Genomic DNA, 21312 nt, shown 5'->3' with positions numbered 1-21312 from the left:
TAGTAGCGCCGATGGTAGTGTGGGAGTTCCCATGTGAGAGTAGGACATTGCTAAACTTCTATTTAGAAAAGCCCGCAACGTTGTTGCGGGCTTTTTGCTATTCACGAATTGTAAAGTTAAACCGACAAAAGCGCTGTGGTCCCACCTGACTCCATTCGCTCATACTGCTGCGGCGCTCAGAAGTTGTGTCAGCTCCTTGCCATCCTGGCAACGCGACATTAGTGCATCCATGCACGTCAACGCAGTAGCGCTCGATGGTGGAAAGCGTGTGGGTGTTCTTTTCTTTCTTGGATTCGATAACTTCAGGGCTTCAAAAATAAAGCGGCAGTAGCGCCGATGGAAGTGTCACTGATGTTACGGGAAGCACATGTGAGAGCGAAGCTAGACATTGCTAGACTTCTGATTAGAAAAGAGGCAATCAAGATGGCAGATTGTCTCACTTTTGCCTCGTTGCTGACAGATCAATTAAATAAGGGACTGTTAGCCACCAATAAACTTAACTTTGTAACCTTCTTTCTCTAGTATAGTTTTTATCTCTTCGCGTTTATCCCCTTGAATTTCGATTACTTCTTTTACTACAGTGCCACCAGTACCACAGATTTTTTTTAGTTTTTTAGCTAATGCTTTTAATTTATCAGCATCAAGGCCCAGTCCACTTATCGTCACAACTCCTTTACCTTTACGCCCTTTGGTTTCTCGGCGAACGAGGGCAAACCCATCGCTTGCTGTAACTGATGTATGTTTCTTTGTTTTTATTCGGCCAATATCAGTAGAGTATACTAGGGAGTCACTGTGACTATCATCGACATTGTTATCAGTAATAGGCTCTTTGCCAAAAGCTGCGGCAAGATCTGATAGGCTGGAAAGTTTGTCCTTCATTTAAATAGTTACCTGTTAGTGTTTGAATGATGATTCCCTAAAGGATAAATTTATCCGTTTGGGCATATTGTAACTTGGATTATCCTTGTAAATAATAGACAAAAAAAACCACTGTTAACAGTGGTTTTAGTATAACAATAATCAGTTAAAACACCGATAGACTTCTATAATTTACTTTCGAGCTCAGGTAAGGCATCAAATAAATCGGCAACAATGCCATAATCAGCCACTTGAAATATAGGGGCTTCAGGATCTTTATTGATTGCAACAATAACCTTTGAGTCTTTCATACCGGCTAAATGTTGAATTGCACCACTTATACCTACGGCTATATACAAGTCAGGTGCTACGATTTTGCCCGTTTGACCTACTTGCATATCGTTAGGGACAAAGCCTGCATCGACAGCTGCACGTGATGCGCCAATGGCAGCACCAAGTTTATCTGCTATACCTTCAAGTAATTTGAAGTTATCGCCATTTTGCATCCCACGACCACCAGAAATGACAACGCCGGCTGCACCAAGATCTGGACGTTCAGAAACTGTTAACTCATCACTAACGTGGCTTGAGTTGCCAGCATCAGTAGCTTGATCCAACACTACAACCTCAGCATTTCCATCTGTTGCAACTGCGTCAAAACCTGTTGAACGTACAGTGATTACTTTTTTGCTATCTAAGCTTTGCACTGTTGCAATAGCATTACCTGCATAGATAGGGCGAACAAAGGTGTCACTACTTTCTACAGCAATAATGTCAGATATTTGTGTAACATCTAATAACGCTGCAACACGTGGCATGAAGTTTTTACCTGTGGTCAGCGCTGTAGCAACAATATGCTCAAAATCGGCTGCAAGCTCAGTCACTAGCAAACTTACATTTTCAGCTAGTTGATGTTCGTAAGCGGCATTGTCTGCAACTAATACCTTTGTAACACCATTTACTTTAGCAGCATCATCAACAACGCTTTGGCAATTGAAGCCTGCAACTAACAAGGTGATATCACCACCAATCGCTTGTGCTGCGGCAACTGTTTTAAGTGTTTCAGCTTTTAATGTGCTGTTGTCATGTTCTGCAAATACTAAAATACTCATGAGATCACCTTGGCTTCATTTTTTAATTTTTCTACTAATTCATCGATAGTTTCGACAACAATACCGGCTTGACGAGTGGCAGGAGGTGTCACCTTTAATAATTTAGTGCGAGCAGTTAAATCAATGCCAAAATCAGCGGCGCTTTTTACATCTAGAGGCTTACGCTTTGCTTTCATGATATTAGGCAGAGAGGCATAACGAGGCTCATTCAATCGTAGGTCTGTAGTTACAATAGCAGGCATGTTTAATGCTAAAGTTTGCAAACCGCCGTCAATTTCACGGGTAACATTGACTTTGTCTCCGTCAATTTTAACCTCTGAAGCAAAAGTACCTTGCGGCATACCTGTAAGTGCACCTAACATTTGACCCGTTTGGTTGTTGTCACTGTCGATTGCTTGTTTACCAAGAATAACTAGTTGTGGTTGCTCTTCGTCTACCACTTTTTGTAAAAGCTTGGCTATATTCAATGAATCTAGCGCTTCACTAGTTTCAATTTGAATAGCGCGATCTGCGCCTAAGGCAAGTGCTGTGCGTAACTGCTCTTGGCAAGACTTGTCGCCAATTGAAACGGCGATAACCTCGGTTGCCGTACCAGCTTCTTTAAGGCGTACTGCTTCTTCAACAGCTATTTCACAAAATGGGTTTATTGCCATTTTGGTATTTGCAAGATCTACATCGGAATTATCGGGTTTTACGCGAACTTTGACGTTATAGTCAATAACACGTTTTATCGGAACTAATACTTTCATCGTTGCCTCTGGTTTTGTTTATTCAGTTAAAAACTAAGTTAGTTATAAATTGAGTTTATACTCAAAAGATTACTATTGCTTTACGTAAACGTCAACGTAATCTTGGTGAAAACTTTCAAACTGCGCTACAATGTCTCGTTTTTTTGTAAACATAATAGTTTTGTTTTAAACAGGTTGCTTTTAAGCATAGTATTAACTATTTATTAAGCTAGGATAATCATGCTATTTTAAAGATTCTTTAAAATAAATATCGTCTTGCTTGGCAACCACTAATGAGATACTATCAAACACCTGTTTGAATATCAAACGCCTGTTTGAATTTTTATCAATAAATAAATATTTGGAGATACCATGGAACGCGAATCGATGGAATTTGACGTAGTAATTGTTGGCGCTGGACCTGCTGGCTTATCAACTGCATGCCGTTTAATGCAGCTAGCAAAGGAAAAACAACAAGAGCTTATGGTGTGTGTTGTCGAAAAGGGCTCAGAAGTGGGAGCACACATTCTTTCTGGTGCTGTTTTTGAACCACGAGCTTTAAATGAATTATTCCCCGATTGGAAAGAAAAGGGTGCGCCACTCAATACACCTGTAACGGGTGATGATATTTATTATTTCAACAGTGCAGATAACGGAATTAAATTACCCGGTTTGTTTGTACCTAAAACTATGCACAATGAAGGTAACTATATTGCTAGCATGGGTAATATGTGCCGCTGGTTAGCAGAGCAAGCAGAAGAACTTGGTGTTGAGATATTTCCAGGCTTTCCGGCGCAAAGTGTTATATATAATGATGATGGTAGTGTTGGTGGTATTATTACCGGTGATATGGGCTTAGATATAGACGGTAATGAAAAAGATTCTTTTATGCCGGGTATGGAGCTACGTGCAAAATATACTGTTTTTGCTGAAGGTTGTCGTGGACACTTAGGTAAAGAGTTAATTTCAAAGTTTGCTTTAGATGCTAATGTTTCACCTCAGCATTATGGTTTAGGTTTTAAAGAGATTTGGGATATTGATCCAGATAAACATCAAGAAGGTTTAGTGGTTCACTCTGCTGGCTGGCCTTTGAAAGATGATACAGGTGGCGGTGGCTATTTGTATCATGCTGAAAATAATCAAGTATTTGTTGGTCTAATTGTTGATTTAGGTTATTCAAACCCACACTTGAGTCCGTTTGAAGAGTTTCAACGTTATAAGCATCATCCAAAAATTAGTCAATACCTAGAAGGCGGTAAGCGTGTTTCTTATGGCGCACGTGCACTGGCTAAAGGTGGTTATAATTCCTTGGCAAAACAAACATTGCCAGGTGGTATTATGGTGGGCTGTGAAGCGGGTACGATGAACTCGGCAAAAATTAAAGGCAATCATACTGCGATGAAGTCAGGGCTTTTAGCTGCTGAAACCATTGTTGAAGCGCTAATCAATGGTGATGAAGGCGGTAAAGATTTGACGGTTTATGCGGAGAAATTTAAGTCATCGTGGCTGTACGATGATTTATACAATACGCGTAACTTTTCACCATCAATGCATAAATTTGGTACCTTCTTTGGTGGAGCGTATAACACAATCGATCAAAACTTCTTCGGTGGAAAATTACCCTTTAACTTTAAAGATGATAAGCCTGACTATAGTCAACTAAAATTAGCAAATGAAGCGCCAATGATTAATTATTCTAAACCGGATAATAAATTGAGTTTTGATAAGTTATCATCAGTATTTTTGTCAAATACTAACCATGAAGAAGAACAACCTTGTCATTTAAAGCTTGCGGATAAACATATTCCTATTAGTGTTAACCTAACTAAGTTTGATGAGCCTGCTCAGCGTTATTGTCCAGCAGGTGTCTATGAGGTTGAAAAAACCGAAGAGGGAGACAAGTTTGTTATTAACTCACAAAACTGTATTCACTGTAAGACATGTGACATAAAAGACCCAAGCCAGAATATTACTTGGGTGACCCCTGAAGGAACGGGCGGTCCGAATTACCCGAATATGTAATTACAAGCGTGGTGACGAGGTTATAGATCTGGTCACCACAGTTTACTCAGTTAAAGTTTATTAGTTTCAATTAAGTTAAACTGCTTTAGAGCTTTGATTGAACGATGAATTTCACTTTCAACTTTATCCAATTCACTTAACTTTAGGCAGAAGGCTTCAGCTTTTTGTGCTAGCGCATTTGTACTTGCGCTAATTTCTAACTCTAAATCTTTTCCCATAGTTTCTATACGATCATCATAAGTGGCTAAACGCTGCTCGCTGCCATAGCTACTGTCATCACTTATCATAGCTTCACCAACAGCCAATAAAATGGTGCCAATAGAGTCAGAAATTATCTCTTCAATTTCCTGTTCAAATTCACCAGTAAATATGTCATCAAAATCAGCAAAATCTTGGGGAGCTATATAATAGTTGTTTGCACTTTGATTAAAGCGAGTACGGATCCGCCATTTTAGTTCGTCAAACTTAGTTTGAATCTTTTGTTGTGAGGCACTGTTTTCACCTGTTAAGCTACCGATAGCCTTGTTTACGGCCTTTAAACCAATATCTACGCCTTCAATCGCAATAGACACAATTTCGGGAACTTGCGATCGGATACCTTGGGTAAACTGGTTTATCAGCTGTTGTTGTTCAGTATTAAGGACTTGCTCTCTTCCTTTTACAAATAGCTGGGTTGTGCCATTTATCTGTATAACTGTTTGGCCATGATCAATCATACGAATATGGTCAGGATCAATAATAACGCCATAATTAAAGTGAACTGAACATTGCTTGGCATGGCTGTTAAAACATATAAAAGCAATCAAGAGTGAAAGTGTATATTTAAACATGTTTTGCACTAACGTTTGAGTAACGGTTCAATATGAATTTTTCTGTCTTTATATATCATTCTACTGGGGCCATAATCACGACGCGATCTATCGTTGTAGTCTCCAATAGTCAATTGAACGCCAAGATGAAGTTTTTCGGTTGCTTCTAGATATACACTTTCAATGTAAGCTTGCAAGGCGTGCTCTTGTTCTTCTTTTTCAAGTAAAGTATCGCCCATACGCTTGGCATGAAACTGGTAAGTTGATATAACCTTGGTAAGCATTTCATGATTGGCTTTAGTTTTCGGTAATTCTTTGATTTTATCACTGGCGACTTTTAGCTCGGCTGTTTTGTCATTATCAAAGTTGATTCGGGTTTCTATATCATCAAGCAGCTCTTTCAATTTTAATATGTGGTGCTCAAAACTAACCATGGTTTTGCTGCCGGCTGTTGCGCCCACTATACCGGCGCTAACATGAGACCTAGCTTTGATACTACCGCCAATTAAAATGCCATTAGATTTATCTTCAGTACCTACTTTTAAGCTACCGTTAACATTGATTATGCTATGAAGTAATTGGTTTTCAATACGGATATCTTTACCACAATTAATTTGAGCGTACTGACAGTATTTGGCATAGAGGTTTCCTCTCGCATTTACACTAACACTCATGTTTACATCAGTGATTTTGGTTTCTTCAATATCATGCTTACGGCCAATTATCCCACCAGAGATTGTGACATCACCACCAGCTTCAATCATAGCAGACTCAACAAAACCACCTATAGTTATGTCTCCGCTGGCAATAACCTTCATCCCTTCATTTACATCGCCTTCAATCAGCACGCTTCCGGTGAAGTTGATATGGCCGGTGGCAACCGTGACATTTTTTATCTGATAAACTTCATCGACTTCCATTCCATTTGGAATTAATTTAGGTAAGCCCACTTTTTCAGCAATAAGTAAGTTTTCATTACTTTTGCTGATAGCGGTACCATCACCTGATATTAAAACTACATCATTTCCTGGTGCTGTTTCAAGTGGTTTCCCTGTAACGGTATAGCCTTGCCTTCCTTGAGTCAGCGGTATTTTTTTTACAATGGGATCACCAATTTTAACACAAATGATATCGCCCAAATCCCGCATATCGACACTGCCATCTTCTCGATTTTTTGGACGTAATATTCTTGATTGTGCGCTTTCAACTAAAGGCTCTATAATAGCGTCTCTGCCATTGATGGGTAATTTTCCGTGTGCTATTGGTAGGGTTACTTTGCTGTTTGGCTCTTCTTTAGCGGCCAAGTGGGCAAGTTTGACTAACTCTTCTTTACTAAACCCTTTTTTTACACCGGCGGCCTGTGCGGCATTTAAAATTGCTTTAGCAGATAAGTGTTTTCCACCATGAGCTGTGTTAATAATGGCTTTCGCAGACATTTCATCATCATCGATAATGATAGAAATGCTCGCATCGACACGATCGAGTATATGATAAATTATTTCATGACCGGTTTGGTTTTCTTTTAGGGATTTTAGTACATCATTTAATTCAGCTAGTGCATTGTTTATATTGGTTTTATTTACAAGTAAATTGCAGTGTTCAGATTCAGAAATGAAGTCGAGAATATACTCCTCAGTAATCTCAACTTCATCTTTGATAGGTATTATATGTAAATCAACATTGTTTTTGGCATTCGCAACTAGTTTGATTTGGGTCATTAATGTACTCCGACAACATTATTCACGCAGTTAATGATTTGCATTGATAGCGAGATTAAAAGGGCGTACAGCTCTTTTAGCAAATGACATTAAATATAATTCTCTTGGTGAACTTTAATAAAGTTAGGGGTATCCACTTTACTATAATCAATTTTATATTCTCTACCATCGAGTGCTTGCACAAACAACAAGGTTTTTTCTTCGCTAAAGACATCACCTGACTCAATCTGAACAATGTCTTGGTAGGCTTTTTTTGCAATTGAGCGTTTTGCAGGAATTTCACCTTTGTATATGCCAATACCACGGTGACTGACAATCACAACAGGGTTTTCGCCATTGATAATTAACAGATCAAATTTTTTAATTTTATGAATGATGGTATTTCGCCCACTGGTGATAAAGTTTTTTTCAGCCAAAACAGTCTCCAATATATGAAAAAGCATTATTGCTATGATTAAAATAACATATGATATTATAGCAACAGCATAATAATATTTTTAATTACTTTGTTAAATATATAAACTATTTATTTACTTAGCAATGAGTTGTTGAGAAATAGCGCGATTGATTTTACTTTTTTTGACGCTCAACAACATAATTTGGGATTTCTTGACTGTTTAATAACTCTCGCCTTATTAAATCTAAGCCAATACTGGCCACATATTTTTGAAAATAACGACGGGGTAAGGGGATAACTAACCTTACTGATTGCAAGGTATCTAATCCTCCCCAGGCTATCCATACTGTACCAACAGGCTTATCTTTACTGCCACCCTCAGGACCGGCTATGCCTGAAACAGCAATAGCAAAATCAGCAGATGATTTTTTTAGTGCCCCTTGAGCCATGGCAAGCACTACTGCTTGACTTACGGCTCCGTGAGTATTTAGTAGTGCTTCTGGCACGGCTAATAAACTCGTTTTCATCTTGTTAGAGTAGGTAACAAAACCAGCTTCAAATGATTGAGAAGCCCCCGCTTCCTGAGTTAACATACTCGCAATTAACCCACCAGTGCATGATTCTGCTGTGGTAATAGTTAACGTTTGTTCATTAAGGGCTGTGAGTACATGCTTTGCCAATGATGATGGCTTAGTATTTATTTCTCCAATAAGGTGATCACCTAATAGCTCAGTGAGCTTATTTTTCCAAATAGGTTTTTTATGCAGAGCCTTATGGTTTGTCGTTGTTAATTTAATCTCTAGTAAAGGCATTCCTGCTCGAAAGCCTAAATCAATATCATCTGGCCAATCAGGTAATTTTTCATCAATCATTTTTTGTAAGCTAGACTCACCTATACCAAATACTTGTAAACGGGTGACATCAGTGGTGAGTTCATTTGCTAGCTTACTGGCAATTTCAGGGATAATTTGCTCATCTAACATGGTTTGCAATTCTCTTGGAACACCTGGAGTACAATAGATATCACAGCCAGTGTAGTTAACTTTAAAGCCAACTGCGCTTCCTTGTTTATTTGCGATGATTTCGCAGCCTTGAGGTAACATTGCCTGCTTTAAATTTGGCGCATTTAATCTGGTTTTGCGTTTATTACACCAATGGGTTACGTGTGATAGTGCATCGGGGTGTTCAGCTAACTCTACTTGAGTTGCTTTTGCTAATGCTTGCGCGGTCAAATCATCAACCGTTGGCCCTAACCCACCATTGATAATTAAAATATCTGCATGTTTAGCCAAGCTCATTATTTCGTTGGTTAATAAGGTTAAGTCATCAGCGAGGGTTACTTTACGTGATATATTTAATCCGATAAAAGAAAGGAGGTCTGCGATCATGGCTGAATTGCTATCTACAATATCCCCTGTCATTAATTCATTACCGGTTAGTAGTAATTGCACATTTGGCTTAATCATGGTTTGCCATACATTTTTAAATTAAACGTGTCGCTAATTTAACCTTTTTTCCTACTACTTACACTTAATGATTTGCATAACATTAATGTTAGGGTAAAAGAAATTTGTCATTGTAAGCTCAGTAAATAGTACATATTTTAATTTTTAATAGAGAATATCGCAGATAAATACTTTATTGGGTTTGGCTTTAACGTCGTTTGCCATTAAAATAAACAGGTCATATTTATGTAGCATGTACAATGATATTCATTCTTCTTTTATTAAGTAGGGTAAAGTGATATACGAAAGAGCGCTTTTATTTGGTCGTTGGTTCCGTGAAGGTGTCGATGATCAAAATAGGAAAATTATCGAATATGCGCAGTTAAACGCAGATGGTAGCTTTGAGTTTAACTTTATAACACTCAAAATAAACGCAGCTGAACAAGAAGAGGTTGTTGAGCAAGTCGCTGAATTGGGTGATTGGGGCTTAGTGGCTGATATTCATTTTACTATCACAAAAAATGAAGTTTTAGATGAACAACTTTATGCAGCAGATCTCAATGACAGTAATAATTATCATGCTTATAGAGTCATACAATTAACTCATCAGGTTTTTGAGTATCAGCATATAGAAACTAAAGAAATTTTTAAAATGCGTAAAGTGGCAGACCATATAGGACATTGTTAACTTTATCCGAAAGATTTTAATCAAAAAATTAGGAAAATAATGAAGCAGTTAAAAGCAGCCAGTTTAATTACCGCAATTAAAACACCTTATACTTCATCAGGCGAGGTTGATTTTCTCACCTACGACAGCCTTGTTCAACAGCAAATTGATGGCGGGGTAGATGGCATTGTTGTGGGTGGAACTACTGGCGAAGGACACTTACTTAGCTGGGAAGAGCACCTAATACTAATAGCTCACAGCGTACATAAATTTGGTGCTAAGCTACTAATTATTGGTAATACTGGTAGTAATAATACAGCGGAAGCGATCAAGGCAACTAAAAATGGCTTTGCCGCGGGGATGGATGCTACATTGCAAATTAATCCTTATTATGGTCGAACATCAACTGCTGGCGTTATTGAGCATCTCAATCGTACGTTAGATATTGGTCCGGCGTTTATTTACAATGTGCCAGGGCGCACAGGACAAGATCTCACCCCTGATATTATTGAAACATTAGCCAAGCATAAGAACTTTATTGGCGTAAAAGAATGTGGTGGTAATGAACGTATTGCTCACTATGAAAAACAAGGTATAGCGTGTTGGTCAGGCAATGATGATGAAAGCCATGACGGTCGCCATCTTTATGGGTCTCATGGAGTGATATCAGTTACATCAAATGTAGTGCCGAGTTTAATGCGTCAATTGATGGATAATAAAGATGTTGAACTCAACAGTAAGTTGAAAGGGTTAATGCAGTGGTTGTTTTGTGAGCCTAACCCTATTGCTATTAACACAACGTTGATGATGACTGGGGCTGTTGCACCAAATTTTCGCTTACCATACAAAGCGTTAACCTTAGAACAACGCCAACAAGGTTTTGAATTACTTAATGCCTTAAAAGCTGATGATATAGTAGGTGATTCATTATCTTTACTAGCAGATAGTGATTTTAAATACTGCATATAGTCATTAGTAACTTCTTAACCTTAATTGATTTACAATTGAGGTTTAAGATGGCTTTCCAATTCAAAGTGCTTTTGTACTCCTGAGATCGGACAATTAAAGCTTAAACTAACGGCACAAAGCTGTAAATTTGATGTTTCACTAACATCTGCGATGCCATGTAATCGATCACCAACGACGGGTAAACCGATGCTTGCAGCATGAAGCCGAATTTGATGTTTTCTGCCACTATCAATTTTTACCTCAATTAATGAACGATCTTTATCTGGATCATAAGCTAAACAGGTAAAAGAGCTACGTGCACTTTTACCTGCAACCTCTGTGTTAATAACCTGTGGCTGGTCAAATTTATTATGATTGCCATGGACAATAATTTGGTAATATTTGTTCAGCGTGTTGTCGGTTGTAGTGCGGCACTCAAACATTGCAGATAAGGCTCTGGCTGCTTTTTTGGTATGAGCAATAAGCATTAAGCCTGTAGCAGCTCTATCTAAGCGGTGAACAATAAATACCGAACGCTCGGGTGTTAATTGTTGTTGCGCATATCGACTTAGGGTGCAATGATCGCTCCATTTAGAGCCTTGAGAAAGCATACCATAAGGTTTATACCAAACACTATAATCCGTTTCATCACTGATAAGTTTTGCATCGCACACTACACTAGCTAGTACGCCGCTATGGTAATAAAAGTGCAATTGGTCACCGTATTGTAGTGATTTTTTAACCCGACGTAATCTTTGAGTATGGTTTGCTCTGGTTAGCCATAATGCACCTTTACTTATAGCCTCTTTGAGTTGTGTTTTACTCAGGTTGTGCTCTGTGTTTCTTAGGCTGTCAAAAAGTAAACTTAACGCGGTGCTAGGAGTATCATCAATTAAGTGATTATATTTTAAATGATGTTCAAAGGTGGTGGTCATAACTCACATAACAGGTATCAAATCGATAAGAATGAGTTTAACACTTTTACGCCTTAAGCGTTATCAGGTAATATGTAACTTTATAAAAAAATCTTTGATGGGTTAGTATGAACCGTGATTTAACTTTATTTCCAAATGATAGTGTTGGTGATGTTTTATGGCAAAGGCAACAAGCTGGTGATGATCTAGAGCAACCGCGAGAAGTCGAGTTCTCAGTACTTTTTCCGACACAAGCATTAGCCTTGCAGTTTGGTCAATTATTATTGGAAAACAATCAAAAACTGTCTTTTACGCCTTTTCAAGAAGACGAAGAGTATCCTTGGGAAATAACCGCCTACCCCGAAATGCCTTTGAGTTACGAAAACATTAGCGCCTATCAGGAGCTATTAGCTAACAGTAGTGAGCCTTTACAGGGGAAACTTGATGGTTTTTACTGTTTGTAGTGAATACACCCTAGCCACAAAGGAAAGGGAGATATAAGACAGATGATTGATATTAATAAGTTCGCGGCGTTGCAAAAAGCCAGTCATCACTCTTTTGTTGAACAAAAGCAATTAGTTAAAAAAGTGATGGCCGGCAAAAAAGTACTTTGTACAATTTGCCATCAACCCTTGTACCTGCTTACACCTCACCAAGCGCACGATAACTCCCATGAGAACTCAGGTATACGTTGTAAAAAAGGTTGCACGGACTTACAGCTAGATTTTGTTTAGTGCATAGCTTTGATGAGTCGCTTTTATCATTAGTTTTACAAAAATGTGGCAATATCAGTGAGTGGTTTTTTCATTTGTGCATGATTCGGTACCGTTGCATTATCTTCTGGGTAGCCGGCAATCAGTAGCATGTAAGCTCGTTCATTGTCACCACAATTACAAATTTTATTTAAAAATGACATGGGTTTTGGCGTATGAGTTAAGGTTGCTAGTCCGGCGTTATGCAAAGCATTAATTAAAAATCCGGTGGCAATACCAACAGACTCATGTACATAATAATTGGTATTATTATCGGTTTTATTAAGCCCACCTTTTTTCTGGCTAAAAATAGCAATCAACCATGGTGCATGCTCTAAATAGGGTTTATTAGCATCAGTACCGAGTTCTTTTAATGCACCTAGCCATTCTTCTCCTGCTCTACCGTTATAAAAACCACGTTCATGGTGTTCAGCTTGTTGTCTGATTTGTTTTTTAATTGTCGGTGAGTTTATTGCAACAAAATGCCAAGGTTGATGGTTGGCTCCGCTTGGCGCTGTTCCGGCCGCTTTTAAACAATTTTCAATAATTTTTTTATCAACGTCTCTATTACTAAAGTTACGAATAGAGTGGCGGCGTTTAATATCCTGATAAAATTTTTCAGAACGGGCAATCATTTCGTCTGCAGGGTATTCGATGAAATCGTTCAGTGGTGAGCAGTTATGTTGTTGCATAATAGGCCTTAGGTAACTTTTTTAATTTTAATTACTCTAACAGAATACTCTTACAAAATTAAAGTTCAGCTAGAAGTTTTTTAAAAGCATAAAAAAACCGACAGAGTAAAGTCGGTTTTTCTATACAGTATTTAACTAGCATTTACTTTTAGGTAAAGGATACGAGAGCTACATGCGTTCCATCACTTCAATACCTAAAATATCTAAACCTTGTTTTAAGGTTTTTGCAATTAATTGACATAAGGCCAAACGCGATGCTTTAACCTCCTCATCAATACCTGTTTTAAGGATTGGACAGGCTTCATAAAAACTCATGTAGAGACTGGCTAATTCATACAAGTAATTACATAACAAGTTAGGTGTACACTCGCTGATCACCGCATCAATCACATCTTCAAGTTGCAATAACTTTAGCGCTAATGCTTTTTCTTGCGATTCAATAATTTGAATGTTTGCATTGTGTGCTGTAGCTTTTGATTTGTTTTGCTCTGCTTTAATAAAAATACTTTGAATTCGTGAGTAGGCATATTGTAAATAAGGTGCTGTAGCGCCTTCAAAGCTAAGCATTGTTTTCCAGTTAAAAATATAATCACTGGTGCGATTTTTCGATAAATCAGCAAACTTTACTGCGCCAATTCCCACTTTTTTAGCAATCGTTGTGAGCTCATTGGTATTGATATCAGGATTTTTTTCTTTGATTAACTCACTGGCACGACTTACCGCTTCATCTAATAATTCAGCAAGTTTAATAGTTCCGCCTGTACGGGTTTTAAATGGCTTACCATCATCCCCCATCATCATGCCGAAAGGGCAATGGTCGTAACCAACATTATCTGGTAAGAAACCAGCTTTACGAGCCACAATTTCAACTTGTTTAAAGTGAAGAGCTTGGCGTGCATCAGTGAAAATAATGATACGATCGGCTTTTAATTTGCCACTGCGGTAGCGACATGCTGACAAATCGGTGGTGGCGTATAAAAAACCACCGCCAGATTTTTGTACAATAAATACGGATGGCTCACCGTCTTTGTTGGCCATTTCATCAATGAACACAACTTTAGCGCCCTGATCCTCAACCGCAATTTCGTTTGCCATGAGTTCATCAATAACTGCTGATAAATCATCGTTGTAGGCACTTTCTCCCATAATATCTGAGCGCTTAAGTGATACATTTAATTTATGATAGATTTCTTCACTGTGAGTAATAGAAATATCAATAAATTGTTGCCATAGCTTGGCACAGCCGGCGTCACCACTTTGCAGTTTTACTACATCAGCACGGGCTCTGTCAGCAAAGCCTTCTTCTTCATCAAAGCGTATTTTTGCTTCACGATAAAAATTTTCTAAGTCAGCAAGGGCTGTTTCAGCTACTTGATTACTTGCAAGTTTATCGCTTAAATGGGCGATTAGCATTCCAAATTGTGTGCCCCAATCGCCCATGTGGTTTTGACGAATAACAGTATCACCACGAAACTCTAATGCGCGTACAACAGCATCACCAATAATGGTTGAGCGTAAGTGGCCAACATGCATTTCTTTTGCAAGGTTAGGCGCAGAATAATCAACAACAACGGTTTGTTGCTTATCGTTGCCGTCGCTAGCACGCTGACTAACACCCAAGTGGGTATCTTGGGATATAACATTAAGCTGGGTTGACAACCAAGTTGGGCTAAGGTGTATATTAATAAAGCCAGGGCCAGCAAGCTCGATGTTGTCAGCAATGCCATCAAGACTTTTACTCACAGTAAGTTGTTCTAACACCTTCGTCGCTAATTCACGAGGATTAGTTTTTAATTTTTTTGCAGCGCCCATCACGCCATTGGCTTGGTAATCACCAAACTGAGGACGGTTAGATATACTGATGGCAGGATTGGTATCTGCAGGTAATCCAGCAGCAACCATGGCGGCACTAACTTTTTCGGCAAGTATCTGTTTAATATTCATAATGTTCAATCTTTTTTAGTTTGTTTCTTTTCCAATTAGTATGTATTTTGCAAACTAAATTGGATTTTAGCAAAGCTGTCGAGACTTTCCATATGGAGCTTAGTTTACTAAGCAATCAAATGAAAAAGCGAAAACAATGCCGCAAAAATTCTATATGAAAAGCAAAAATTAATGTTCTCGAGTTGAGTGAAACTCAATATCAGGATGTCTTTCTTGCGCTAATGACAAATTAACCATAGTGGGGGCGATGTAAGTCAAGTTATCTCCACCGTCTAGCGCTAAGTTATCTCCTGCTTTCTTTTTAAATTGTTCTAGCGTACGTTCATCTTTGCATGTGCACCAGCGAGCGGTCGCAACACTAATAGGCTCATATATTGCGTCGACGTTATATTCGGTTTTTAAGCGTTGCACTACCACTTCAAACTGCAATACACCTACAGCCCCTACTATCATATCGTTATTAATCAAAGGTCTGAATACTTGCACAGCGCCTTCTTCTGACAGTTGAATGAGACCTTTCTGTAACTGCTTGGCCTTGAGTGGGTCGCGTAAGCGAATACGTCGAAACATTTCAGGTGCAAAGTTAGGAATACCACTAAACTTTATCATTTCACCTGAGGTGAAGGTGTCACCTATTTGAATACTTCCGTGGTTATGTAAACCGATAATATCACCCGCGTATGCTTGTTCTACATTGGATCTATCTCCGGCCATAAACGTCACCGCATCAGCAATTTTAACGTCTTTTTCTAGGCGTACTTGCTTCATTTTCATGCCTTTTTCATACATGCCTGAACAAATACGCATAAAGGCAATACGGTCTCTATGCTTGGGGTCCATATTGGCTTGAATCTTAAAAACAAAGCCTGAAAACTTCTCTTCAGTAGCAAGCACTTCCCGAGCATCTGCTAAACGTGGTAATGGTTTAGGTGCCCATTTGGTTAAGCCATCAAGCATGTGGTCAACACCAAAGTTACCTAGCGCGGTTCCAAAAAATACCGGTGTTAATTCACCGTTTAAAAACTCTTCTAGATCAAACTCGTGAGAAGCGCCTTGCACAAGTTCAAGCTCTTCTCTTAAATCATCAGCATAACTGCCAACAGCAGTATTTAGCTCAGGGTTATTTAGCCCTTTGATTATTCTTACTTCTTGTATGGTATGTCCTAAACCAGACTGATACAAAAATGTTTCATCGGTCACTAGGTTATATACACCTTTAAACTCTTTACCCATACCAATAGGCCAAGTAATTGGTGCACACTTTATTTTTAATACGTCTTCGACTTCATCCATGACTTCCATCGGATCACGAACATCTCGATCCATTTTGTTCATAAAGGTAATAATAGGGGTATCACGTAATCGAGTGACCTCCATTAGCTTAACTGTTCTCGCTTCAACACCTTTAGCAACATCAATGACCATTAAACAAGAATCGACAGCTGTTAAGGTACGATAAGTATCTTCAGAAAAGTCTTCGTGTCCAGGAGTGTCGAGTAAATTCACTAAACAGTCATTGTAAGGAAACTGCATAACAGAGGTGGTAATTGATATACCACGGTCCTTCTCCATTTCCATCCAGTCTGACTTGGCATGTTGACCAGATTTTTTACCTTTTACCGTGCCAGCTTTTTGTAATGCTTGACCGAACAATAATACTTTTTCAGTAATGGTGGTTTTACCCGCATCGGGATGCGAAATGATAGCGAAGGTTCTTCTTTTGTTCACTGCTGTGACTTGTGGCGTTGTCATTGTTTAATTGTTCTTGTTTGCGTACGTACGAATGCGCGCATTGTAACATAAATAAAAAAACGGTTTTAAGGGACTTTGGTATTTTATCTGAGTTTTTTTTGAACGAACAAAAATAGGCGGCAATCTACGCTGTAGGTGAGGTAAAAAGGCATTGCCGATACTGTTATTTTATTTTTAATGACATCACAATGGCATCTTCGTAGCCAAAGCCTTTTGCACTTGGGTAATACCCTGTACGACGACCGGTTTCTATAAAGCCTGCTTTCATATATAACATTTGTGCTGAAATATTTTTAGCCCGAACCTCTAACCAAATTTTGACCACGCCTTTGGCTTTGGCTTGTGCAATAAATTGGTTTAATAGCTTATTGCCAAAACCATGACCTTGTTGACTTGGCTCAACGCATATATCCATTAATGTTGCTTCGTCTAGTACCACTTCAGCCACGTAAAATCCAATTACTTGCTGATGCTGGGTAAGTATTTCGCCAAAGTAACGACCGCCAATGCAGCTAATAAATGTTTTTTCACTCCAAGGGTGAGAGTGGCAGGCCTGCTCTATTGGCATCAAGATATTGACATCAGTGGTAGTTAAAGGTCTAAAATTTAGAGACTGCTTCATATTTTTCATTTATAAAAGGTGCTTGATTATTATTTGCCATAAGCCTTTTTTTAACTCAGGAGATTGTTTAATCACCTCTAAAGTAGGGCTTATAAGGTTATTATCATGACAGGATATGCTTGTCGTTATTGCCTTATCCGATTGAAAAAACCAATTAAATAGCCCAAGATCTATATGATCTTCTTTAAGGCTAATTTCGCCTATTGATAGTTCTAATACATGTAAGATATCAGTAAAAAAAGTGTCTTTAGTGAGTATTGTTAAGTCATTGTAGCTATACGCTGTTGCGCTTTTTTCTTGTTCTGAGTGGTCTTCTGTTGCTGAATTAAGAGCGTTAGCAAAGGATTTTTGCTGCCAAAGGCTTATGCCCATTTCAGTTAATTGCTCATATTGTCTTTGATTAATACTCATATAAAGACGTTACTCAAGATTAGATATAAAGCTAGGTTGGATTATAATGCCAGAAATTGAGCACACTGAATAGTAAACTTTTAGGCTAAATTAAATGGTCTTTAGAAGGGAAAATGGCAGGGGTGGAGAGACTCGAACTCCCAACCATCGGTTTTGGAGACCGCTGTTCTACCAATTGGAACTACACCCCTGCAACGGATTCGAATTATACTGATGCTCAGCTAAAGGTAAAGAATAATTGTTAAAAAAATTGAATTGTTTGTCTGTTCGGCTATTAAATAGCCAAAAAGCTAGCGATAAGTAGATAAAGGCTCCAGATTTTCTATAGTAATACCAATTTGATTAAATTTCTTCCCAACTCAGAACTTAATCAACTTAGTATAAACCCAAAGCCTAGGTGCAAATTATGACTTAGAAGTTTTACGCATCTCACAAAACCTGAATTTATCAGGGTAGGGGTATACATCTTCATAAATGCCAGCCGCGACGTTTGCCTGGCATTGTTGCCAATACTGCGCAGTTAAAAGATCTTCATGATGAATTTTGAAAGCCTTTAAATATTTAGGGTTTGCTAAGGCAAAAGTAGCGAGCTCTTCAGGAAACATATCACCCGGGTCTACTGAATACCAAGGCTCAGCGGCATATATTTGCTCTTCAGTGACAGCAACAGGTTTGACTCTAAAATTCACCTCATCCATGTAAGTAATTTCATCATAATCATAAAAGATTACTCGGCCATGACGGGTTACACCAAAGTTTTTCAATAACATATCACCGGGAAATATATTCGCTGATATTAGCTGTTTAATAGCCTGACCATAACCATAGAGTGCTTCTTCTATTTCTTTATCGTTAGCCTGAGCTAAATAAAGGTTTAAAGGTACCATACGGCGTTCTATATATAGGTGCTCAATAATTAATAAATCATCTTCGTAACGAATTAATGATGGGGCTACTTTATGTAACTCAGCTAATAGCTCTTCGTTGAACCTGTCTTTAGGAAAAGCTACTTCAGAATATTCCATGGTATCGGCCATACGACCTACTCGGTCGTGCAGTTTAACTAAACGATACTTGCCCTTAACGTCGGCCCGCGTCATGTTTTTACTTGGAGAAAATTTATCTTTGATGATTTTAAAAACATAAGGATACGAGGGTAACGTAAATACAGACATGACCATGCCTTTTATACCCGGTGCTAGTGTTAATTTGTCATCGCTGCTATCAAGATGATTTAAAAAATCGCGATAAAATTGCGTTTTTCCTTGTTTATGAAAACCTATGGCTGAATATAAATCGGCTTTAGTTTTATGGGGCATTAAACTTTGTAAAAAATTTACCAAGGCATATGGGTGCAAGCAATCAACAAAAAAGTAGGCACGAGCAAAGCCAAAAACAACGGCCATATCTTCACTTTTACTTAATAATGCATCTATATATAAACCGCCTTGTTCATTATTGAGAACTGACACTATGAATGGGGTTTCCCCTGCAGGTGATAGTACCCTTCCAATTAAATAGGCCCCCTTATTTCGGTAAAAAGTAAAGTTTAAAATATCAAACTGCAAGTCTTCTAATTTGAAGCGGGTTTTGTGAGCTTTTCGGCGAAACGCTTGGATGAGTATTTCAACGTCAGCGTTGAGATCAACAAACGGCATACTACTTTTATGAAAGTTCATAATATCGCAAATAGTTTGCTTTAAACCTTTTTCAGCAGGCTTATAACTGGTGTAAATCGCTGGCGTGGGTCTATCATCAAGGCGTTGGGCGGTGCTTTCAACAAAAATGTAGTCGTTGTGATAATACTTACGTTCAAACAGCCGGCAAAATACTGAATTATAGAATGTTTCTGCAAGCTCTGGTTGGTTATGCTCTGCTAATAAGTGGATATATTCTATTTTTACTTGCAGCCATAGTTCATCATCGAGAGAATCAATAAAGAAATCTTGTTTGATGGTATCAAAAGTTTCTTTAACGCGCTGCTCATAGAAAGTTGTTCTTGCTTTGGCTGCTTTTTGTACTTCACTCCACTGGCAATTTTGAAATCGTTGTTGTGCTGATTGAGTTATTTCAATAAAAAGATGAATATGGCGATCAAAGCCATTGATAATGGTTTTAGCAATAGAAAAAGCAAGATTATTCATAAAAGGTAACAACTTTTTAATAATGGTAATAAAAAGCATACGTGAAAATAACTATTTAGGCAGGTTATTTCTTTAAAATATTGAAGATAATCAGCGGTTATATTGCTAGGTATCAAGTTTAGAGTTCAAATTGATGACCTTGCTGAGGTTAATTTTTTTATTTAACTTGCTATCAAAGACGCAGAGCTCTAAAATTACGCGTTTTATTTTACTTTACACTTCTAGCAAGGTTTTCCTGATTATTTATCATGCGCGTATCTGACTTTTCTTTTGATTTACCCACTGAGCTAATCGCTCGTTTTCCTACGACTGAGCGAACTAGTAGTCGGCTTATGTCTCTTGATGGTAATAGTGGAGACATAGCTGATCTTGGTTTTAAAGATATTTTATCGCTATTAAATGCCGGTGATTTATTGGTGTTTAATAATACTCGGGTAATTCCTGCACGTATGTTCGGTCAAAAGTCGAGTGGTGGTAAAGTTGAAGTGTTGGTCGAGCGATTAATTGATAAAAATACCGTGTTAGCGCATATTCGTGCGAGCAAATCACCTAAAGTTGGTGCTCAATTGCTTCTTGAAGGTAAAGTTAACGCCACTATGGTCGCCCGCCATGGTGCGTTATTTGAACTGAAATTTGAAGGCGAACAATCCGTTTTATCAATTTTAGATGAAATAGGTCATATGCCATTACCGCCTTATATCGATAGACCTGATGAAAGTAGTGATAGAGAGCGATATCAAACCGTGTATAACGAAAAACCTGGCGCTGTAGCCGCACCAACAGCAGGTTTGCACTTTGATGATGAGTTGCTTGAAACGATTAAAGCTAAAGGGGTTGAATTAGCCTTTGTTACATTGCATGTGGGCGCGGGCACTTTTCAGCCCGTGAAGGTTGATATTATTGCTGACCACATAATGCATGCAGAGTATGTTGAAGTGTCTAATGAGGTAGTTTCACAAATTAAGCGAACTAAGGCCAATGGTGGTCGAGTAATTGCGGTGGGCACCACTTCAGTGAGATCATTAGAAAGTGCGGCCAAATCATCAGAAAATAATGGCACAGAGCTTAGTGAATTTTATGGTGATACGGATATTTTCATCACTCCAGGGTATGAATTTAAACTAGTTGATGCGCTGTTAACTAATTTTCATCTGTCTGAGTCTACCTTGTTAATGCTTGTGAGTGCTTTTGCTGGCTATGAGCATATTATGAAAGCATATCAACATGCGATAAGCGAAAGGTATCGCTTTTTTAGCTACGGTGATGCGATGTTCTTGACTAAGCAAACGCCAGCAAAGTAAACACTAATGAAGTAAACGCGAAAGTCTGGCATGACTCGCCAGCCTTTTTAACTGCAACCGTCAGCCTGTTTAGCTG

General features: G+C 38.4%; 20 protein-coding genes and 1 tRNA gene. 6 read left to right on the top strand and 15 right to left on the bottom strand.

Annotated features, from left to right (window positions below; translation table 11 throughout):
* Positions 1 to 480 precede the first annotated feature (480 nt).
* The 3 genes from ABXG98_RS18400 to ABXG98_RS18390 form a co-directional block, all read right to left on the bottom strand.
* Complete coding sequence (locus tag ABXG98_RS18400; RefSeq protein WP_353540171.1) at positions 481 to 822, bottom strand: SUI1 family translation initiation factor; 342 nt, start codon at positions 820 to 822, stop codon at positions 481 to 483.
* Between the two features lie 221 nt (positions 823 to 1043).
* Positions 1044 to 1970 carry an electron transfer flavoprotein subunit alpha/FixB family protein gene (locus tag ABXG98_RS18395; protein WP_353540166.1) on the bottom strand — a complete coding sequence of 309 codons (927 nt, stop codon included), beginning with the start codon at positions 1968 to 1970 and terminating at the stop codon, positions 1044 to 1046.
* Positions 1967 to 2719, bottom strand: coding sequence for an electron transfer flavoprotein subunit beta/FixA family protein (locus ABXG98_RS18390; protein ID WP_353540165.1), 753 nt, complete (start codon positions 2717 to 2719; stop codon positions 1967 to 1969). Before ABXG98_RS18390 ends, ABXG98_RS18395 begins: the two co-directional genes overlap by 4 nt.
* Positions 2720 to 3070: 351 nt before the next feature.
* Here ABXG98_RS18390 and ABXG98_RS18385 point away from each other — a divergent pair, with 351 nt between their 5' ends.
* A complete protein-coding gene (locus ABXG98_RS18385; protein WP_353540164.1) occupies positions 3071 to 4720 on the top strand; it encodes an electron transfer flavoprotein-ubiquinone oxidoreductase in 1650 nt (549 codons plus the stop codon).
* Positions 4721 to 4770: 50 nt separating this feature from the next.
* Here the strand turns inward: ABXG98_RS18385 and ABXG98_RS18380 are convergent, their stop codons facing one another.
* The 4 genes from ABXG98_RS18380 to ABXG98_RS18365 all read right to left on the bottom strand — a co-directional run bounded on the left by ABXG98_RS18380 (position 4771) and on the right by ABXG98_RS18365 (position 9110).
* Entirely contained in the window at positions 4771 to 5550 is a 780-nt protein-coding gene (locus ABXG98_RS18380; RefSeq protein ID WP_353540163.1) for a DUF2884 family protein, read from the bottom strand.
* A gap of 8 nt (positions 5551 to 5558) precedes the next feature.
* Positions 5559 to 7247 (bottom strand): flagellar assembly protein A, encoded by a 1689-nt coding sequence (locus ABXG98_RS18375; protein ID WP_353540162.1) that lies wholly within the window; start codon positions 7245 to 7247, stop codon positions 5559 to 5561.
* A gap of 89 nt (positions 7248 to 7336) precedes the next feature.
* Entirely contained in the window at positions 7337 to 7663 is a 327-nt protein-coding gene (locus ABXG98_RS18370) for a hypothetical protein (RefSeq protein WP_353540161.1), read from the bottom strand.
* A gap of 154 nt (positions 7664 to 7817) precedes the next feature.
* Entirely contained in the window at positions 7818 to 9110 is a 1293-nt protein-coding gene (locus tag ABXG98_RS18365; protein ID WP_353540160.1) for a CinA family nicotinamide mononucleotide deamidase-related protein, read from the bottom strand.
* A 274-nt stretch (positions 9111 to 9384) separates the two neighbouring features.
* On the opposite strand from ABXG98_RS18365, the gene ABXG98_RS18360 reads away from it, so the two are divergent.
* On the top strand, positions 9385 to 9777 hold the full coding sequence (locus ABXG98_RS18360) for a hypothetical protein (RefSeq protein WP_353540159.1): 393 nt from the start codon (positions 9385 to 9387) through the stop codon (positions 9775 to 9777).
* 39 nt (positions 9778 to 9816) lie between these two features.
* A complete protein-coding gene (gene dapA, locus ABXG98_RS18355; RefSeq protein WP_353540158.1) occupies positions 9817 to 10725 on the top strand; it encodes a 4-hydroxy-tetrahydrodipicolinate synthase in 909 nt (302 codons plus the stop codon).
* 29 nt (positions 10726 to 10754) lie between these two features.
* Here dapA and ABXG98_RS18350 read toward each other — a convergent pair whose 3' ends face one another.
* A complete protein-coding gene (locus ABXG98_RS18350; RefSeq protein ID WP_353540157.1) occupies positions 10755 to 11639 on the bottom strand; it encodes an RluA family pseudouridine synthase in 885 nt (294 codons plus the stop codon).
* A 107-nt stretch (positions 11640 to 11746) separates the two neighbouring features.
* On the opposite strand from ABXG98_RS18350, the gene ABXG98_RS18345 reads away from it, so the two are divergent.
* Together ABXG98_RS18345 and ABXG98_RS18340 are read left to right on the top strand one after the other, a co-directional pair.
* Positions 11747 to 12082, top strand: coding sequence for a ribonuclease E inhibitor RraB (locus ABXG98_RS18345; protein WP_353540156.1), 336 nt, complete (start codon positions 11747 to 11749; stop codon positions 12080 to 12082).
* A gap of 42 nt (positions 12083 to 12124) precedes the next feature.
* A complete protein-coding gene (locus ABXG98_RS18340; protein ID WP_353540155.1) occupies positions 12125 to 12352 on the top strand; it encodes a hypothetical protein in 228 nt (75 codons plus the stop codon).
* Between the two features lie 35 nt (positions 12353 to 12387).
* Here ABXG98_RS18340 and ABXG98_RS18335 read toward each other — a convergent pair whose 3' ends face one another.
* The 7 genes from ABXG98_RS18335 to aceK all read right to left on the bottom strand — a co-directional run bounded on the left by ABXG98_RS18335 (position 12388) and on the right by aceK (position 19935).
* On the bottom strand, positions 12388 to 13062 hold the full coding sequence (locus ABXG98_RS18335; protein ID WP_353540154.1) for a nitroreductase family protein: 675 nt from the start codon (positions 13060 to 13062) through the stop codon (positions 12388 to 12390).
* A gap of 168 nt (positions 13063 to 13230) precedes the next feature.
* Entirely contained in the window at positions 13231 to 15006 is a 1776-nt protein-coding gene (gene argS / locus ABXG98_RS18330; RefSeq protein ID WP_353540153.1) for an arginine--tRNA ligase, read from the bottom strand.
* A 168-nt stretch (positions 15007 to 15174) separates the two neighbouring features.
* Positions 15175 to 16758, bottom strand: a complete 1584-nt coding sequence (gene prfC / locus ABXG98_RS18325; protein ID WP_353540152.1) for a peptide chain release factor 3 — start codon at positions 16756 to 16758, stop codon at positions 15175 to 15177.
* Between the two features lie 163 nt (positions 16759 to 16921).
* A complete protein-coding gene (rimI, locus tag ABXG98_RS18320; protein ID WP_353540151.1) occupies positions 16922 to 17380 on the bottom strand; it encodes a ribosomal protein S18-alanine N-acetyltransferase in 459 nt (152 codons plus the stop codon).
* Between the two features lie 9 nt (positions 17381 to 17389).
* A complete protein-coding gene (locus ABXG98_RS18315) occupies positions 17390 to 17791 on the bottom strand; it encodes a DNA polymerase III subunit psi (protein WP_353540150.1) in 402 nt (133 codons plus the stop codon).
* 114 nt (positions 17792 to 17905) lie between these two features.
* Positions 17906 to 17982, bottom strand: a tRNA-Trp gene (locus ABXG98_RS18310).
* Between the two features lie 213 nt (positions 17983 to 18195).
* Positions 18196 to 19935 (bottom strand): bifunctional isocitrate dehydrogenase kinase/phosphatase, encoded by a 1740-nt coding sequence (aceK, locus tag ABXG98_RS18305; protein WP_353540149.1) that lies wholly within the window; start codon positions 19933 to 19935, stop codon positions 18196 to 18198.
* Between the two features lie 248 nt (positions 19936 to 20183).
* Between aceK and queA the strand changes: the two genes are divergently transcribed.
* Positions 20184 to 21236, top strand: coding sequence for a tRNA preQ1(34) S-adenosylmethionine ribosyltransferase-isomerase QueA (gene queA / locus ABXG98_RS18300; RefSeq protein WP_353540148.1), 1053 nt, complete (start codon positions 20184 to 20186; stop codon positions 21234 to 21236).
* The last annotated feature ends 76 nt before the right edge of the window (positions 21237 to 21312 follow it).

The organism is Colwellia sp. KU-HH00111 (genome assembly GCF_040362745.1).
In the GTDB taxonomy this organism is placed as follows: Bacteria; Pseudomonadota; Gammaproteobacteria; order Enterobacterales; family Alteromonadaceae; genus Colwellia.
This window is presented reverse-complemented; position numbering and strand designations above follow the sequence as displayed.

Coding starts and splice junctions, on each gene's coding strand:
- ABXG98_RS18395 (WP_353540166.1), bottom strand. CDS start 1,970: ATGAGTATTTTAGTATTTGCAGAACATGACAACAGCACATTAAAAGCT.
- ABXG98_RS18390 (WP_353540165.1), bottom strand. CDS start 2,719: ATGAAAGTATTAGTTCCGATAAAACGTGTTATTGACTATAACGTCAAA.
- ABXG98_RS18385 (WP_353540164.1), top strand. CDS start 3,071: ATGGAACGCGAATCGATGGAATTTGACGTAGTAATTGTTGGCGCTGGA.
- ABXG98_RS18380 (WP_353540163.1), bottom strand. CDS start 5,550: ATGTTTAAATATACACTTTCACTCTTGATTGCTTTTATATGTTTTAAC.
- ABXG98_RS18375 (WP_353540162.1), bottom strand. CDS start 7,247: ATGACCCAAATCAAACTAGTTGCGAATGCCAAAAACAATGTTGATTTA.
- ABXG98_RS18365 (WP_353540160.1), bottom strand. CDS start 9,110: ATGATTAAGCCAAATGTGCAATTACTACTAACCGGTAATGAATTAATG.
- dapA (WP_353540158.1), top strand. CDS start 9,817: ATGAAGCAGTTAAAAGCAGCCAGTTTAATTACCGCAATTAAAACACCT.
- ABXG98_RS18350 (WP_353540157.1), bottom strand. CDS start 11,639: ATGACCACCACCTTTGAACATCATTTAAAATATAATCACTTAATTGAT.
- ABXG98_RS18345 (WP_353540156.1), top strand. CDS start 11,747: ATGAACCGTGATTTAACTTTATTTCCAAATGATAGTGTTGGTGATGTT.
- ABXG98_RS18340 (WP_353540155.1), top strand. CDS start 12,125: ATGATTGATATTAATAAGTTCGCGGCGTTGCAAAAAGCCAGTCATCAC.
- ABXG98_RS18335 (WP_353540154.1), bottom strand. CDS start 13,062: ATGCAACAACATAACTGCTCACCACTGAACGATTTCATCGAATACCCT.
- argS (WP_353540153.1), bottom strand. CDS start 15,006: ATGAATATTAAACAGATACTTGCCGAAAAAGTTAGTGCCGCCATGGTT.
- prfC (WP_353540152.1), bottom strand. CDS start 16,758: ATGACAACGCCACAAGTCACAGCAGTGAACAAAAGAAGAACCTTCGCT.
- rimI (WP_353540151.1), bottom strand. CDS start 17,380: ATGAAGCAGTCTCTAAATTTTAGACCTTTAACTACCACTGATGTCAAT.
- ABXG98_RS18315 (WP_353540150.1), bottom strand. CDS start 17,791: ATGAGTATTAATCAAAGACAATATGAGCAATTAACTGAAATGGGCATA.
- aceK (WP_353540149.1), bottom strand. CDS start 19,935: ATGAATAATCTTGCTTTTTCTATTGCTAAAACCATTATCAATGGCTTT.
- queA (WP_353540148.1), top strand. CDS start 20,184: ATGCGCGTATCTGACTTTTCTTTTGATTTACCCACTGAGCTAATCGCT.